Origin of the sequence: Pseudomonas sp. Marseille-Q5117 (genome assembly GCF_946901175.1) — a bacterium.
Classification (GTDB): Bacteria; Pseudomonadota; Gammaproteobacteria; order Pseudomonadales; family Pseudomonadaceae; genus Aquipseudomonas; species Aquipseudomonas iranensis.
The window spans coordinates 35,981-51,189 of record NZ_CAMPPP010000006.1; the positions used below are offsets into that span (position 1 = coordinate 35,981).

Sequence of the window (15,209 nt, forward strand, 5' to 3'; positions counted from 1 at the left end):
CGACGGTACAAAGGCCAGACAGACAAATGCCGAAGCCGGTACAGGCCCGGATTCGGCATTTCAGTTGAAGGGTTGCGAACAGGTCAGCGCACGTCCTGCGAATGCCCCTCGGCCATCGCCACGATGACTTTGCGCGGCCCTTCGAACGGTGAGCGCGCGTGAGCCGAAAGCATGTTGTCGAGCATCAGCACATCGCCCTCCTGCCAGGGGAAACTGATCGCACAGTCGTCGAGCACCGCACGAATCTGCGCCAGCACTTCGTCTTCGATCGGCGAGCCGTCGCCGTAGTAGACATTACGTGGCAGGTCTTCTTCGTCGACGATGTCGAGCAAGCTTTCGCGCACGTCCGCTGGCAGGTTGGAGATGTGAAACAGGTGCGCCTGATTGAACCAGACGTGGTCGCCGGTCACCGGGTGCACCGCCACCGCCTGACAGGTCTGCCGCGTGCGTAGCTCACCGTCGTCCTTCCACTCGCAGACAATGCCGTGGGCCTTGCAGTAGGCCTCGACGACTTCGCGGTCTTCGGTGTTGAACACGTCTTCCCAAGCGACATCGAGGCCGTTGCCGAAGTTGCGCACATACATCAGGCCTTTACTGACGAAACGCTCGCGGATCGCCATGGGGATGCGCCGGTAGACTTCGCGGCTGTCGGCAATCGGCGTCTCGCCTCCGGACCTGGCAGCGATCATGCTGTAGAACCAGATCTTCATCGGCCAGTCGCGGGAATAGGCCTGTTCGTTGTGCAACGGAATGCTCTGGTGCGCCGGGTATTCGGTGGAGGTGTACACGCCTTGAGTGACGTTGGTGCGCGGCGTAGAGCCGAACTCGTAGTTCAGCAGCGGATGGCCGAAACTCGCGGCAAACTGGCGAAACTGCTCGGCGCCATCGAGGCGAAAACCGCGAAACAGCACGCCACCGTCGCGCAGCAAATGCTCGTCGACCAAGGCCTTCAATTCAGCGAATACCGCCAACAGATCGGTGTCGGCATCGCCCGCCTCGACCAACAGCGGCAAGCGCCCGCGCTGCGGCAGCAATGGCCGCACGGAAAATCCCAGAGCAACAGCCATGACTGGCCTCCTGAAAATGATAGATGAGGCGGTCTCAAAACGCCGGTTGCGCGGCCTGCGCATGGCGCCGGTGATGCACTTCCAGATGGGTCTTGATCGTGCGAATGACCCGCGCTTCGTGCTCATGAATGAAGAAGTGCCCGCCGGTCATCATGTCCACCGAGAAACTGCCCAGGGTCTCCTTGCTCCAGCCGATCAGTTGTTCGGTGGTGGCGCGGTCTTCCTTGCCACCGAGCACGTGCACCGGGCAATTGAGCAAGGGCCGCTCGGCAGGCGTAAAGCGGCCGCACATCATGAAATCGGCGCGCAGCACCGGCAGGGTCAGGCTCATCAATTCCTCATTGGCGAGGATTTCTTCGCTGGTGCCCTGAAAGGTGCGCAACTGTTCGATGAGCTCTGCATCGCTGCGCGGTTCGGCAAAGCCGCGGTCGTAATCGCTGCGCATGGACGGCGCAGCGGTGCCGGAGGCGAACAGCGCCAGCGGCTCCGGCACACCCGACTCGCGAAAGGCATGGGCCAGTTCGCAGGCGAGCAACGCACCGAGGCTATGCCCGAACAACGCGTACGGGCCTTGCAGCCCCGCTTTGTGCTCGCGCGCCAGTTGCCGCGCCAGTGCGCGCATGTCGGTTTGCAGCGGTTCATCGAACCGCGCGCCACGTCCCGGCAGTTCAACCGGTTGCAATTGCAGCCACGTCGGCAGTTGGCGCCGCCAGCGGCTGTAAACCATGGCGCTGGCGCCCGAATAGGGCAGGCACAGCAATGTCAGCTTGGTCACCGCGCTTTCCTTGAAAAATGTGTCTGCAAGAAAGACGGATCACTGGCCGGACAAATTAGTCGCCGGTCGCTAAATTCCCTCGCCAGCCGCTCGTTGCCTGTTCAGGAAAAAAACAACAATCGCGAGGGAATCACCGTGGACCTGCAGAGCATTCTGGGCAAGTTGTTCGCCAACGCCGGCGCGGTCGGCATCGAGGGGGTTTTCCAGTTCATTTTCAGCGCGCAGCAGGCGTACTGGTACGACATCAAGACCAGCCAGCGCACGGAAGTCGGGCGCCACCCAAGCCCGGACGTGACCATTGAAGTGGCGCAAAAGGACTTCCTCGGGATCATGGCCGGCGTGGTCAACGTCGAGGAACTGTTCGCCAGCGGGCGGCTGAAGATCGGCGGCAACATGGGCCTGGCGACGATGTTGCCGCAGATCATCGACCACGCCCGCCAAGGTGGCGGCACGGTGGAAAAGGTCGACATGAACAAGCGCTACCCGACGCCGCCACGCTTCAGCGAAAAGCTCACTGCCGCGCTGCCTCGCCAGACCAGCGTCGAACGTCGTGCGCGCGCCGAGTTGAGCCGGCACGAATTCGAAACCCGTTATCTGCCCAACGGCACTCCGTTGGTGATCAGCGATGCCCTGCACGACTGGCCATTGTTCAGCCTGAGCCGCGAGGAATCACTGGTGCATTTCGCTGAACTGCAGGGCATCACCCGCCATGGCGATTACGTGAAGAAGACCTTTTCCACCGAGCGTGATTTCCGCTCGACCTCGATGGCCGAGTTCATCGCCTCGCTGGACAGCCCGGCAATCAAAGGCGCCGATGGCGAGCCGCCGGCGTACATGGGCAACAACATCCTGCCGGCGCAGTTGTTGCAGCAGATCCAGTACCCGCCCTACTTCGACACGTCGCTGTTCATCCCGCCGCGCATCTGGATCGGCCCCAAGGGCACGCTGACGCCGTTGCACCGCGATGACACAGACAACCTCTTCGCCCAGGTCTGGGGCCAGAAGAAATTCACCCTTGCCGCGCCGCATCACCGCGAGGCACTGGGCACCTGGTCGACCGCGCCCAAGGGTGGCCTGGATGGCTGCGATTTCAACCCGGATGCGCCGGACTATGAGCGCTTCCCGGCAGCGCGGGAGGTGACGTTTTTGCGAGTGACGCTGGAGGCTGGGGATCTGCTGTTTTTGCCAGAGGGCTGGTTCCATCAGGTGGAGTCGGTGTCGACGTCGCTGTCCGTCAACTTCTGGATCAACTCAGGACGCGGCTGGTAACACCGCAAAATAACTGTGGGAGCGAGCCTGCTCGCGAATGCGTTGTATCAGGTATGAAGATATTTACTGACACACCGCCTTCGCGAGCAGGCTCGCTCCCACAGTGGAATTTCATTTCAAGTGACGGAAACTTTGGAACGCTGAAATCAGCACCACCGCCCCCGCCGCAATCGCCAGCCAGAAGCCGCTACGCGCGCCGAACGCATCCACCAGCGCGCCGGAACCGGCGGCGCCGATTGCCACGCCGATGCTCAGCCCGGTCACCAGCCAGGTCAGGCCTTCGGTCAGTTTGGCCGGAGGCACGATGCGTTCGATCAACGCCATCGCCACAATCAACGTCGGTGAAAAGAACAGCCCGGCGATAAATACCGCGATCGACAAGCCAAGGATGTTGCTCGCCAAAAGCAGCGGCAGCGTGGTCACCGCCGTCGCCACGCCGCCGTAGAGAAACAGGCGCGGCAACGGCAGTTTCGAACGCATCGCACCGAAGGCGATGCCGGCCAGGCATGAGCCGATCGCGTATACCGACAAAACAATACTCGCCGCTGCCGGCTGGCCCTGATGTTGAGCGAAAGCGACGCTGACCACATCGATGACCCCGACGATCACGCCCATCGCCAGCATCAACGCCAGCAGCCATTGCACGTCAGTCGAGCGAATGATCGAGCCCTGATGCTGCGACTCCTGCGCGTGCACCGGTGGTTCGGTGCTGCGCTGGGCGACAAACGCCGTCACGCCGATGGCCAGGGCCAGCAGCGCCGCCAGCGGCCCGGCCTCGGGAAACACCGCGACCGACAAGCCCACCGACAGCGGCGGCCCGACGATAAAACACACTTCGTCGAGCACCGACTCCAGCGCATACGCCGTCTGCAATTGCGGCTGGCCACGATAGATCTCGGTCCAGCGCGCCCGCACCATCGCCGACATGCTCGGCATGCACCCGGCAAGCGCGGCGAAGACGAACAACGTCCAGTCCGGCGCCTGCAAACGCGTGCACAGCAGCAACATCAATAACCCGCCGCCACCGGTCAGCGCTGCGATTGGCAGCACCCGCCCCTGCCCATAACGGTCCACCAGCCGCGATACCTGCGGCGCGCAAAACGCCGTGGCCAAAGCAAACGTTGCCGCCACCGCACCCGCCAGCGCATATCCGCCGTTCAACTGCGCAAGCATGGTGATCAGGCCGATGCCGGTCATGGAAATCGGCATGCGCGCCAGCATCCCGGCCAGTACAAACGCACGGGCACCGGGGGCGGAGAACAATTCGCGGTAGGGATTTGCCATCGGTTGCAGCCTCATCAGGAGCGGCCAAGTTGCCATAGCCTTGAATGCCGTGGAAGCGCGCAATTGTTAGCGGTCTGTGAAGGCCACTGATCTTTCCAGCGCTGAACGACGATGACCATTGGTCGAAAACCCACGCTGACCTGTCAGACCTGACAGGTGTGGTCCCTTGCCTTTTGCGCTTTGATGAGGCCTTGGATCTTCATGTGTCACCGTGAACCCTGCAAACGCACTCAGGAGTCTCGCCATGGACAAATCGTCAATGTTCGTCTCACCCGAAGCGGAAAAAGTGCCCTGGGCCGTCCCCGCTCTGTATGGCCTGGCGCCCTTTCGCAACAACGCCGCGCTGGCAGACGAGGTGGATGATCGGCTGATGCCGTGGATCGAGCAGGTGGGGATTTTCCCGGGTCGGCACGACAAGGTCCGCGCCATGGGTTTCGGGCGCTTCGCCATGCTGTGTCATACCGACACCGATGAGCCCGATCGGCTGTTGCTCGCGGCGCAATGTTTCGCCGCATTGTTCGCCGTGGACGACTACTACTGCGACGATGAGCGAACCGGGTCCGAACCCAGAATGGTCGGGCCGCGCCTTTCCCTGGCGCTGGCGGCGCTGGAACCGGTTTACCTGAGCGCACGGTTCCGCCCTGAGCTCGAGCAGGCCTTGAGCGGCGATCCGGTGCTGGTCGCGCTGCGTGCCTATCTGAGGCGGGTCGAGACTTTCGCGACCGCGGCGCAGGTTGCCCGCGTTCGCCATGAAATCATTGCCATGTTCGTCACCATGACCGCCGAAGCGGCCTGGCGTATCGAAGGGTTCACGCCCGCGCTCTGGGAATATCTGGCTCAACGTCAGGTCAACAGTTTTCTGCCGTGCCTGTCGCTGATCGACATCATCGGCGGGTATGAATTGCCCGCCAATGAATACAGCGCACCTGAGGTGAGGCGCGTCACGGCGCTGGCCGCCAGCGCCACGATCATTGCCAATGATCTGTTTTCCGCGCTGAAGGAACAGCAGGCCGGTATCGGCGATTTCAACCTGCCTTTGCTGCTGATCCAAGAACAGGGCTGCTCCCCCGCGCAGGCCATGGCGCAAAGTGCTGCCGTTCACGATGACATCATGCATCTGTATGAGGCGGCAGAACGGGCGGTATTGCCGCACGCCTCGCAGCTACTCCAACGCTACCTGCGCGGACTCAAGAGCTGGCTGGCCGGCAACGTCGAATGGCATCGCAGCAGTGGCCGCTATCAGGTCTGAAGCTGCCAACTTTTCATGGTTGCAGATGAACTCTCGCCACGGGCCATCAGTCAGCTACTTAAGTCTCTGGAACCAAGGCGCGAATCGTCATGCAGATTTCCCTCGCTCATCAGGTGGCGCTGGTCACGGGTGCCAGCTCCGGCATCGGCCATGCCGCCGCCAAAGCACTCGCTGCGGCCGGCGCTGCGGTCGTGATCAACTACAACAGCAGCGCCGAACCCGCCGAAGAACTGGCTGCACAGATCAACGCCGAAGGCGGCAAGGCCCTCGCCATCGGCGCGGATGTTTCAAAGGAAGAAGATGTCGAGCGGCTGTTCGCCGAGACCGTCGAAGCCTTTGGCTCGCTGGACATTCTGGTGGCCAATTCCGGCCTGCAAAAGGACGCCGCTGCCGTGGACATGACCCTCGACGACTGGAACACGGTGATCGGCGTCAACCTCACCGGGCAGTTCCTCTGCGCGCGGGCGGCGTTACGGATTTTCCAGCGTCAGGGGGTGCGCGAAGGCGTGTCGCGCGCGGCGGGCAAGATCATTCACATGAGTTCGGTGCACCAGCGCATTCCATGGGCCGGGCATGTCAATTACGCGGCGTCCAAGGGCGGCGTCGATCAGTTGATGCAGAGCCTCGCTCAGGAAGTCAGCCACCAGCGCATCCGTATCAACAGCATCGCGCCCGGTGCAATCAGTACGGCCATCAACACCGAAGCCACTGAAGGCGCGGCCGGCGACAAACTTCTTGAGCTGATTCCCTACGGACGCATTGGCGATGTCGAGGATGTTGCCAACGCAGTGGTTTTCCTTGCTTGCGACCTGTCCGATTACATCGTCGGCACGACCCTGTTCATCGATGGCGGGATGAGCCTCTATCCGGAGTTTCGCGGCAATGGCTGAGCCTGAAATGGAACAACAAAGTCCCATCGGTGCCCACGGCATCATCGGCGACATGCGCAGCGCCGCACTGGTTAACGACAAGGGCAGCGTGGATTTTTTCTGCTGGCCGGAGTTCGACAGCCCGACGATCTTCTGCTCGCTGCTCGATACCCCTGAAGCAGGGATTTTCCAGCTCGCGCCGGACTTGCCGGATGCGCGCCGGGAACAGATTTATCTGCCCGACACCAACGTCTTGCAGACCCGTTGGCTGAGCGAACACGCGGTGGTGGAAATCACCGATCTGTTGCCCATCGGTGACGATGTCGACGCCCTGCCCCTGCTGATGCGCCGGGTGCGCGTGGTCAGCGGCTCGGCGACGTTCAACCTGCGTTGCGCGGTGCGCCACGACTACGGCCGCGCCGACACCCGGGCAGAGATGGACGCAAAGGACGTGACGTTCCACGCCGCTGGACAGCCGTCGATACGCCTGGCTTCAGATCAGGCACTGCAGATCGACGCGCAAGCGGCCGTCGCGCAATTCACCCTCAAGCACAATGAAAGCGCCGCATTCATGCTCGGCGGCAGCGACGACCCACGCTTTGCCGAAGGCGCCGCCGAATTGTGCATGCAGCGCACCCTTAAATACTGGCGTGGCTGGATCGGCCAATCCAACTATCGCGGGCGCTGGCGGGAAATGGTCAACCGTTCCGCCCTCGCCCTGAAACTGCTGACCTCGCGTCGCCAAGGTGCAATCCTCGCCGCTGCCACTTTCGGCCTGCCTGAAACGCCTGGAGGCGAGCGCAATTGGGATTACCGCTACACGTGGATCCGCGATGCCTCGTTCACCGTGTATGCGTTCATGCGCCTGGGCTTTGTCGATGAGGCCAACCACTACATGCAATGGCTGCGTGGTCGGGTCAGCGATTGCTGCGGCAAACCGATGAAACTCAACATCCTTTATGCCATCGACGGCCAGCAGGAATTGCCGGAAACCGAACTCACGCACCTGTCCGGTCACGGCGGCGCGCAACCGGTGCGCATCGGCAATGGCGCTTACGAGCAGATCCAGCTGGACATCTTCGGCGAGCTGATGGACGCGGTGTATCTGGTCAACAAGTACGGCGACGCGATTTCCCACGAAGGCTGGCGGCACGTCGGCGAGGTGGTAGATCAGGTCTGTGAGAACTGGCAGACCGAGGATGTCGGCATCTGGGAAATGCGCGGTGAGACTCATCACTTCCTGCACTCGCGGCTGATGTGCTGGGTGGCGCTGGACCGGGCGATCCGTCTGGCCTCCAAGCGTTCGTTGCCGGCACCGTTCGCCCGTTGGGATCAGACCCGGCAAGCGATCTACACCGACATCTGGGACAACTTCTGGGATGAGGAACGCGGGCATTTCGTTCAGTACAAGGGCGGCACCGCGCTGGACGGCTCGATGCTGCTGATGCCGCTGGTGCGTTTCGTCAGCGCCAAGGATCCGCGCTGGCTGTCGACTCTGGAAGCGATCGAAAAAACCCTGGTGCGCGACGGCATGGTCTATCGCTATCGCAACGAGGACGCCAACATCGATGGCCTCAGCGGCACCGAAGGCGCATTCGCCGCGTGCTCGTTCTGGTATGTCGAATGCCTGGCCCGCGCCGGCCAGGTGGAAAAAGCCCATCTGGAGTTCGAGCAATTGCTGCGATATGCCAACCCGCTTGGGCTATACGCCGAAGAGTTCGACAGCCACGGCCGGCATCTGGGCAACACGCCGCAGGCGCTGACGCATCTGGCGTTGATCAGTGCGGCGAGTTTTCTTGATCGAAAATTGAGTGGCGAGAAGAGTTCCTGGCAGCCATAGCGCTGACTACTTTTCGTCAGCGCTTGTAAGACCGATCTCTGTGCGCACGGTTTTTTTCCACCACAGGCCTGCTCGCCAGACAACCGGATCAGGCCCCTACCCACCTTGAAACCTGTGCGGCGGTTACGTCTGGCGACAGTCTGTGTAAAAAACGCGCCTACAAAAACCACTCACGTCACGTTGGAACGCTTCCCGTAACCTGCGCTTACACCCCGAAATACCTTGTTGCCAGCCGTTACATCCACACCTACCATCCAACGCAACGGGCACAGCGGAGCTGTCCAACCACCCCCGAATTCAAGGAACCGGAATGCCTCACCACGTCCAGCGCAGCATCGCCTCCCCTCTTCGCACCGGGCTGACCCGCACCCAGCTCTGGGAAAGCGCCGACAAAGGCCTGATCAAATGCTGGGAAATCGGCCGCCAGCGCGCCGAACGCTTTCCCGAACTGGCTCAGCGCTGCCTGGCCGGTGAATTGCCGGTGCTTGGCTGGAAGGGCGGCGTCAGTCGCAGCCTGAAGAAAAACGAGAAATACGGATCGCTGAAATATCTGGCGCAGTGGCAGGGACTGCGTGGCGAAGATCTGGATATCGATCTGGCGCAGGAGCGTTCGCTGACGTGCTCACGGACGAAGATGAAGGTGACGTTTACGCCGGATCGGACGAAGTATTTCAATCAGATCGCGGAGCTTGAGGCTTAGCCGTGCGGAAGTCCGGGCGGTAGCAATCCGGGTACAGGGCACAGACGCCATACTGTGCGTCCAGATCGGCCATGTGCTGGTAGAACTGCTCGATTTCCCAAAACGTTTCATCCGCAACGGTCATCAGGTAGAAGTAACTGAGCTGATGATCATTGGGCAGCACCAATGGAAACTCTGCCAGCGCGTCCATCCTCGGCGCATTGGCCAGCGCCGCGAGCATTGGCGTCGGCGCCTGGGACAATTGCTCGAAGTACTTTTGCTTGTATGCCGCCAGACCGAAGGCTTCACCTTTTGCTCTGGCATCGATAAGTTGCGCGAGGTTTACCCGGCGCTGCTCCCAGTACGCCGCCGGCAGGTCGACATTCATTTGTTTCTTGTGTCTGGCCAATGCCTCATCGGCGCTGAGCTGGCGTTGCGGTTCGCCCGGCACGGCGGCGGACCGTGCGTCCAACTCCTTGAAGGACAGCATGATCGTCGACTTGGCAAACATGCGCTCCATCAGTTCACGGCGCTGCGGGGTGTCCGGCAATGCCGGTGGCGGCGATGCGCAACCGGTCAGCATCACGACAAGTCCCAACATAACAAGCAGCGTTTTGAGTGACATGTATCGTCCTTGAAGCCAGTCGACAGAATGAGCTGCGCAGTCTATCCGATGGTCTAGGGTTTGGAAGACGTTTGCACGGAGTTGACAGTCATGATTCAGTCAGTCCTTACGCCTTTTCTGACCATTGCCTACGAACAGCATGGCCCGAACAACGGCGCCCCGGTGATTCTGCTCCACGGCTTCCCCTATTCCCCGCGCGCCTTCGACGAAGTCGCCCCGGCGCTGGCCGCGCGAGGCTACCGCGTCATCGTGCCGTACTTGCGCGGTTACGGGGCGACCCGGTTCAACAGTGCGCAAACCCTGCGCTCCGGCCAGCAAGCTGCGATGGCGCAGGACTTGCTCGATCTGATGGATGCGCTGGGCATCGAACAGGCCACGCTTTGCGGGTATGACTGGGGCGGTCGGGCGGCGTGTATTGTCGCGGCGTTGTTTCCGGCGCGAGTGCGCGGGCTGGTCAGCGGCGACGGCTACCTCGTGCAGGACATCGCCCATGCGAACCAGCCGTTGGACCCCGAAGACGAGCATCGGCTCTGGTATCAGTACTACTTCCACACGCCGCGTGGCGTCGAGGGACTTAAGCAGAATCGCCGGGAGTTGTGTCAGTTGCTTTGGCGGCTGTGGTCGCCGACATGGGCGCGAAAGGATGAACGCTACCCGCTGACCGCTGGCGCTTTTGATAATCCTGATTTCGTCGACGTGGTGATTCATTCCTATCGGCATCGCTTCGGCTACGCCCCGGGCGATCCAGCCCTGGAGTGGATGGAGGAAGCGCTGGCCACACAGCCGGTGATCAGCGTGCCGAGCATTTCGCTGTGCGGTGGCGATGATGGCGTCGGCCCGCCTTCGCTGATTGATGAAGATGCCGAACATTTCAGCGGCGTCTATGAGCGGCGCGTGCTGGCGGGTGTCGGCCACAACATTCCCGAAGAAGCGCCGCAGGAAACCCTCAAGGCGATACTGGATCTGTTGCAACGCTGACCGAAAACCGCTCGCGATAAGCCTGCGGTGTCACGCCAATGGCACGGAGAAAACTGCGCCGCAACGTCTCTTCGCTGCCAAAGCCGCAATTGGCGGCGATGCGTTTCACCGGCAAACCGGTATCGCTGAGCAGTCGGCGGGCGGTTTCGACGCGGATCAATTCGATCGCCCGCGCCGGGGTCTGGCCGGTGTCGGCGCGGTAGTGGCGGATGAAGCTGCGTTCGCTCATGCCGGCCTGCTCGGCGAGGGTCGGGACGCCGAGGTCGCAGGTCAGGTTTTCGGCGATCCAGGCGTGCAGTTCATCGAAGCGGTTGCCCGGTTGTTGCAGCGACAGCGTCACGCTGAATTGCGACTGCCCGCCCGGGCGTTTCAGGAAGACGACCAGGTGCCGGGCGACGTCGAGGGCGATATCGCGGCCGAGGTCTTCTTCGACCATGGCCAGCGCCAGATCGATGCCGGCCGTGACCCCGGCCGAGGTCCACACCGGGCCGTCGTTGATGAAAATCGGATTGGCTTCCACCTGCAGATTCGGATGTTGCGCGGCGAGTTGCTCGCAGCGCGTCCAGTGGGTGACCACGCGGCGACCATCGAGCCAGCCGCTGGCCGCGAGCAGAAAGGCCCCGGTGCACACCGAAGCCACGCGCCGGCAGCCGTGCGCATGCTTGCGAACCCAGTCGACCAGTGGCAGATCTTCCGATGCCGGATAAATGCCCCAACCACCGGCGATGATCAAGGTATCGCTGGGCGTTTGCGGCAACGGTTCGGCCAGCACCGCCAGGCCCGCCGACGACATCACCGCCCCGCCACCGCTGGCAATCACGCTCGGCGCATAGGGCGTCGGCAAGCCGCGCTGGCGGGCCAGATCGTTGGCCGAGGCGAACACCTGCAGCGGTCCGGTGACATCAAGGATCTGCATGTTGGCGAACGCGAGAACGTGAATGGCTTTAGGCATTTGGCGTAATTCGTGGGGTGATTGGCGTATGCGCCAGAACCTACGCGCCTACAGTGAAGTCGTCCACTTCTTTCAACGGAGCCACAACGATGACGCTGCAGATCGGTTTTCTATTATTCCCGCAGGTCCAGCAACTCGACCTCACCGGCCCTTACGACGTGCTCGCCTCGTTGCCCGGCGTGCAGGTGCACCTGATCTGGAAGGACCTGATGCCGGTGACGTCCAGCACCGGCCTGCTGCTGAAACCGACTACGACCTTTGAGGATTGCCCGGATCTGGACGTGATCTGCGTGCCCGGCGGCAGTGGCGTCGGGCCGCTGATGGAAGATCAGCAGACGCTGGATTTCATCAAACGCCAGGCCGCGCAGGCACGATACGTGACCTCGGTGTGCACCGGCTCGCTGGTGCTCGGCGCGGCGGGGCTGCTGCGGGGCAAGCGCGCGACCACGCACTGGGCTTATCACCAGTTGCTGCCGACCCTGGGCGCGGTTGCGGTGAAGGATCGGGTGGTACGCGACGGCAATCTGTTTACCGGTGGCGGAATTACCGCTGGCATCGATTTCGCCTTGGTGCTGGCGGCGGAACTGGTCGGTGCCGATACGGCGCAACTGGTGCAGTTGCAACTGGAATATGCCCCGGCACCGCCGTTCAACGCTGGGAGCCCGGACGTGGCGCCGAGCGCGGTGGTCGATGAAGCGCGGTTGCGCGCGGCGCCGTCGTTGAAGTTGCGTACGGAGATTACCGAACGCGCGGCGGCCAAACTGGGCCTGCGCTGATCTTCAGCCGAATGCAAAACCTGTGGGAGCGAGCCTGCTCGCGAAAGCGGAGTGTCAGTCGCCAGTGACGTCATCTGGAAAACCGCTTTCGCGAGCAGGCTCGCTCCCACATTTGATTTGTGTCGGGCATGACTGCCACACCTTCACTTGTCCCACCTCCCTCGCCCGTGTAGAAAGCCCCTTCCAGAAATCTCGCACAAGGACTTTCGATGAAGGCGCTGCCCTGGCTTTATCTCGCGCTGCTCGGCCTCGGTTACGGATTGGCCCTGAGCTACGGCCAGCTCGGTTGGCTGGCATTGATCTCCGTGGGGCTTTTGCTGTTCGCCGCATTCGCCGTGCGTCAGCAAGAGGTGCCGGTCGCGCGTTGGCTCGGCCATGGCCTGTTCATCGTTCTGGCCGTGGCACTGGCGATGCACTGGCTGCCGGGCTTCGCCAACGGCCGGGTGATCAATCCGCAACGTTTCACTGACAACGCGGTGCCGTTCGCGATGTACCTCAATCTCGACAAACCGCTGGTGGGCTTCTGGTTGCTGCTGGTTTGTCCGTGGATCGTCGCGCGGCGTTCGTTGCGCCTGACGGTCTATGCCACCGCCCTCGCCCTGACGCTGTGTGCGATTCTCGCCCTTGGCGGCGCATTGTTGCTCGGCGTAATCGCCTGGGCGCCGAAGTGGCCGGATCAGGCCTGGCTGTGGGTGCTGAACAATCTGCTGCTGGTGACGCTGGTCGAGGAAGCGCTGTTTCGCGGCTATATACAGGGCGGGCTGAGCCGTCGCTTCAAGCACCTGCCCTACGGCGACAACCTCGCGCTGCTGTTGGCCTCGCTGCTATTTGGTCTGGTGCATGCCGGTGCTGGCTGGACCTGGGTGTTGCTGGCGGGACTGGCCGGGGTCGGCTATGGTCTGGCCTACCGTTTCGGCGGACTGGGCGCGGCGATCGCCACCCATTTCGGCCTGAACCTGTTGCACTTCGGCCTGTTCACCTATCCGATGCTGGCCAGTTGACGCAAGCGCGGTTTTGCGACGGCGTACTTAAATCTGAAAAAAAACTTCAATAAAAACCTGTCGGCGCCGACAACCATTCAAAGCCTTGCGGATTGAAAAACCATGCGTAACAACCAGCCCATTACACAACGCGAGCGGACCTTTCCAGCTCAGCAACGGTTGATTTCCACCACCGATGCCAAGGGCGTGATCACCTACTGCAACGACGACTTTGTCGAGATCAGCGGGTTTTCGCGGGAGGAACTGATCCGTGCACCGCACAATCTGGTCCGCCACCCTGACGTGCCGTCGGCGGTGTTCACGCACATGTGGGGCACATTGAAACAAGGCTTGCCATGGATGGGCATCGTCAAGAATCGCTGCAAATCCGGTGACCACTATTGGGTTAACGCCTATGTAACACCGGTGTTCGAAGGCAATCAGGTGATCGGTTACGAGTCGGTGCGCGTCAAGCCCACCGCCGAACAGATCCGCCGCGCCGAAGCGCTCTACCAACGCATCAACCAGGGCAAGTCGGCGATTCCTTCGACGGACAAATGGCTGCCGCTCCTGCAGGACTGGCTGCCGTTCATTCTGGTCAGCCAGCTGAGCTTCATGATCGGCGCGACGCTGAACTCGCATTGGGGCTTCGCCCTCGCCGCCGGTCTTTCGGTGCCGTTGGGCCTGATGGGCCTGCAGTGGCAGCAACGCGGGCTCAAGCGCCTGCTCCGCCTGGCCGAGCAGACCACCTCCGACCCGCTGATCGCGCAGATGTACACCGACAGCCGTGGCGCCCAGGCGCGCCTGGAAATGTCGATCCTCAGCCAGGAAGCACGCCTGAAAACCTGCCTGACCCGCCTGCAGGACACCGCCGAACACCTGACCGATCAGGCCAAGCAGTCCGACGCCCTGGCGCACAACAGCTCGACCGGCCTGGAACGTCAGCGCGTGGAAACCGAACAGGTCGCCACCGCCGTCAACCAGATGGCTGCCACCACCCAGGAAGTCGCCAGCCACGTACAGCGCACCGCTGACGCCACCCAGGAAGCCAACCGCCTGACCGGCCGCGGCCGCGACATCGCCGGGGAAACCCGCGAAGCGATTCAGCGTTTGTCGGTAGTCGTCGGCGAAACCGGCCTGACCGTAACGCAACTGGCCAAGGACAGCGACGAAATCGGCGGTGTGGTCGACGTGATCAAAGGCATCGCCGACCAGACCAACCTCCTCGCCCTCAACGCTGCGATCGAAGCGGCACGTGCCGGCGAAATGGGTCGTGGTTTTGCGGTCGTGGCTGACGAAGTCCGCCAACTGGCGCAACGCACCAGCGAATCCACCGGGCAGATCCATGCCCTGATCGCCAAGTTGCAACAGACCGCCTCCAGCGCCGTGCAGACCATGGAAGCCGGCCATCGCCAGGCCGAAGAAGGCGTGGCGCGGGTCCTGGAAGCGGATCAGGCACTGGTCGGCATCAGCGAAGCAGTGGCCAACATCACCGACATGACCACCCAGATCGCCGCCGCGACCGAAGAGCAAAGTGCCGTGGCTGAAGAGATCAGCCGTAACATCAGCAATATCTCGGAGTTGGCGGATCAGACGTCCGAGCAAGCGCATAACTCGGCATTGTTGAGTGAAGAGCTGACGAAGACGGCCAACACCCAGTATTCGTTGGTGGCGCGGTTTAACCGCTGATTGGATGGCTGGAATGAAAAAACCCGGATGGCGTGAGCCTTCCGGGTTTTTTGTTACCTGCTGAAAATGACGGTGTCCGGTAGAGCGCTTTCGCGAGCAGGCTCGCTCCCACATTGGATGAGGTACATCCGTGAGGAATTGGTCGGCTCGAAGACCGCCATCGCGAACAGGCTCACT

General features: G+C 62.0%; 14 protein-coding genes. 9 read left to right on the forward strand and 5 right to left on the reverse strand.

The window, feature by feature from the left end; genetic code table 11:
- Positions 1-83 precede the first annotated feature (83 nt).
- Both OC605_RS11720 and OC605_RS11725 read right to left on the reverse strand, forming a co-directional pair.
- Positions 84-1,067, reverse strand: a complete 984-nt coding sequence (locus tag OC605_RS11720) for a TauD/TfdA family dioxygenase (RefSeq protein ID WP_262137260.1) — start codon at positions 1,065-1,067, stop codon at positions 84-86.
- 34 nt (positions 1,068-1,101) lie between these two features.
- On the reverse strand, positions 1,102-1,842 hold the full coding sequence (locus OC605_RS11725; protein ID WP_262137262.1) for a thioesterase II family protein: 741 nt from the start codon (positions 1,840-1,842) through the stop codon (positions 1,102-1,104).
- A 135-nt stretch (positions 1,843-1,977) separates the two neighbouring features.
- Between OC605_RS11725 and OC605_RS11730 the strand changes: the two genes are divergently transcribed.
- Positions 1,978-3,111, forward strand: coding sequence for a cupin-like domain-containing protein (locus OC605_RS11730; protein WP_186565700.1), 1,134 nt, complete (start codon positions 1,978-1,980; stop codon positions 3,109-3,111).
- A 111-nt stretch (positions 3,112-3,222) separates the two neighbouring features.
- Here the strand turns inward: OC605_RS11730 and OC605_RS11735 are convergent, their stop codons facing one another.
- Positions 3,223-4,395 (reverse strand): MFS transporter, encoded by a 1,173-nt coding sequence (locus tag OC605_RS11735; RefSeq protein WP_262137264.1) that lies wholly within the window; start codon positions 4,393-4,395, stop codon positions 3,223-3,225.
- Between the two features lie 244 nt (positions 4,396-4,639).
- Here OC605_RS11735 and OC605_RS11740 point away from each other — a divergent pair, with 244 nt between their 5' ends.
- From OC605_RS11740 to OC605_RS11755, 4 genes are all read left to right on the forward strand, one after another.
- Positions 4,640-5,644, forward strand: coding sequence for a family 2 encapsulin nanocompartment cargo protein terpene cyclase (locus OC605_RS11740; RefSeq protein WP_186565704.1), 1,005 nt, complete (start codon positions 4,640-4,642; stop codon positions 5,642-5,644).
- A gap of 89 nt (positions 5,645-5,733) precedes the next feature.
- Positions 5,734-6,534, forward strand: a complete 801-nt coding sequence (locus OC605_RS11745; protein WP_262137268.1) for an SDR family oxidoreductase — start codon at positions 5,734-5,736, stop codon at positions 6,532-6,534.
- Positions 6,527-8,353 (forward strand): glycoside hydrolase family 15 protein, encoded by a 1,827-nt coding sequence (locus OC605_RS11750; RefSeq protein ID WP_262137270.1) that lies wholly within the window; start codon positions 6,527-6,529, stop codon positions 8,351-8,353. The genes OC605_RS11745 and OC605_RS11750 overlap by 8 nt, the downstream gene beginning before the upstream one ends.
- A gap of 310 nt (positions 8,354-8,663) precedes the next feature.
- The gene (locus tag OC605_RS11755) at positions 8,664-9,053 is read left to right on the forward strand and encodes a hypothetical protein (protein ID WP_262137272.1); all 390 of its coding nucleotides are present in this window, start codon (positions 8,664-8,666) and stop codon (positions 9,051-9,053) included.
- On the opposite strand, the gene OC605_RS11760 is transcribed toward OC605_RS11755, so the two are convergent.
- A complete protein-coding gene (locus OC605_RS11760) occupies positions 9,025-9,657 on the reverse strand; it encodes a hypothetical protein (protein ID WP_262137274.1) in 633 nt (210 codons plus the stop codon). The genes OC605_RS11755 and OC605_RS11760 overlap by 29 nt on opposite strands.
- A 90-nt stretch (positions 9,658-9,747) precedes the next feature.
- On the opposite strand from OC605_RS11760, the gene OC605_RS11765 reads away from it, so the two are divergent.
- On the forward strand, positions 9,748-10,635 hold the full coding sequence (locus OC605_RS11765; RefSeq protein WP_262137277.1) for an alpha/beta fold hydrolase: 888 nt from the start codon (positions 9,748-9,750) through the stop codon (positions 10,633-10,635).
- Here OC605_RS11765 and OC605_RS11770 read toward each other — a convergent pair.
- Positions 10,604-11,587 carry a GlxA family transcriptional regulator gene (locus tag OC605_RS11770; protein ID WP_262137279.1) on the reverse strand — a complete coding sequence of 328 codons (984 nt, stop codon included), beginning with the start codon at positions 11,585-11,587 and terminating at the stop codon, positions 10,604-10,606. The genes OC605_RS11765 and OC605_RS11770 overlap by 32 nt on opposite strands.
- 89 nt (positions 11,588-11,676) lie before the next feature.
- Here OC605_RS11770 and inhA point away from each other — a divergent pair, with 89 nt between their 5' ends.
- From inhA to OC605_RS11790, 3 genes are all read left to right on the forward strand, one after another.
- Entirely contained in the window at positions 11,677-12,363 is a 687-nt protein-coding gene (inhA, locus tag OC605_RS11775) for an isonitrile hydratase (RefSeq protein WP_262137280.1), read from the forward strand.
- 209 nt (positions 12,364-12,572) lie between these two features.
- Positions 12,573-13,364, forward strand: a complete 792-nt coding sequence (locus OC605_RS11785) for a CPBP family intramembrane glutamic endopeptidase (protein WP_122881583.1) — start codon at positions 12,573-12,575, stop codon at positions 13,362-13,364.
- Between the two features lie 102 nt (positions 13,365-13,466).
- Positions 13,467-15,032 (forward strand): methyl-accepting chemotaxis protein, encoded by a 1,566-nt coding sequence (locus OC605_RS11790; RefSeq protein ID WP_262137283.1) that lies wholly within the window; start codon positions 13,467-13,469, stop codon positions 15,030-15,032.
- Positions 15,033-15,209 lie beyond the last annotated feature (177 nt).

Excerpts from the sequence above, each read along its gene's own strand:
- inhA (WP_262137280.1), top strand. The coding sequence starts at position 11,677 with ATGACGCTGCAGATCGGTTTTCTATTATTCCCGCAGGTCCAGCAACTC.
- OC605_RS11765 (WP_262137277.1), top strand. The coding sequence starts at position 9,748 with ATGATTCAGTCAGTCCTTACGCCTTTTCTGACCATTGCCTACGAACAG.
- OC605_RS11750 (WP_262137270.1), top strand. The coding sequence starts at position 6,527 with ATGGCTGAGCCTGAAATGGAACAACAAAGTCCCATCGGTGCCCACGGC.
- OC605_RS11755 (WP_262137272.1), top strand. The coding sequence starts at position 8,664 with ATGCCTCACCACGTCCAGCGCAGCATCGCCTCCCCTCTTCGCACCGGG.
- OC605_RS11745 (WP_262137268.1), top strand. The coding sequence starts at position 5,734 with ATGCAGATTTCCCTCGCTCATCAGGTGGCGCTGGTCACGGGTGCCAGC.
- OC605_RS11770 (WP_262137279.1), bottom strand. The coding sequence starts at position 11,587 with ATGCCTAAAGCCATTCACGTTCTCGCGTTCGCCAACATGCAGATCCTT.
- OC605_RS11785 (WP_122881583.1), top strand. The coding sequence starts at position 12,573 with ATGAAGGCGCTGCCCTGGCTTTATCTCGCGCTGCTCGGCCTCGGTTAC.
- OC605_RS11790 (WP_262137283.1), top strand. The coding sequence starts at position 13,467 with ATGCGTAACAACCAGCCCATTACACAACGCGAGCGGACCTTTCCAGCT.
- OC605_RS11735 (WP_262137264.1), bottom strand. The coding sequence starts at position 4,395 with ATGGCAAATCCCTACCGCGAATTGTTCTCCGCCCCCGGTGCCCGTGCG.
- OC605_RS11760 (WP_262137274.1), bottom strand. The coding sequence starts at position 9,657 with ATGTCACTCAAAACGCTGCTTGTTATGTTGGGACTTGTCGTGATGCTG.
- OC605_RS11740 (WP_186565704.1), top strand. The coding sequence starts at position 4,640 with ATGGACAAATCGTCAATGTTCGTCTCACCCGAAGCGGAAAAAGTGCCC.
- OC605_RS11720 (WP_262137260.1), bottom strand. The coding sequence starts at position 1,067 with ATGGCTGTTGCTCTGGGATTTTCCGTGCGGCCATTGCTGCCGCAGCGC.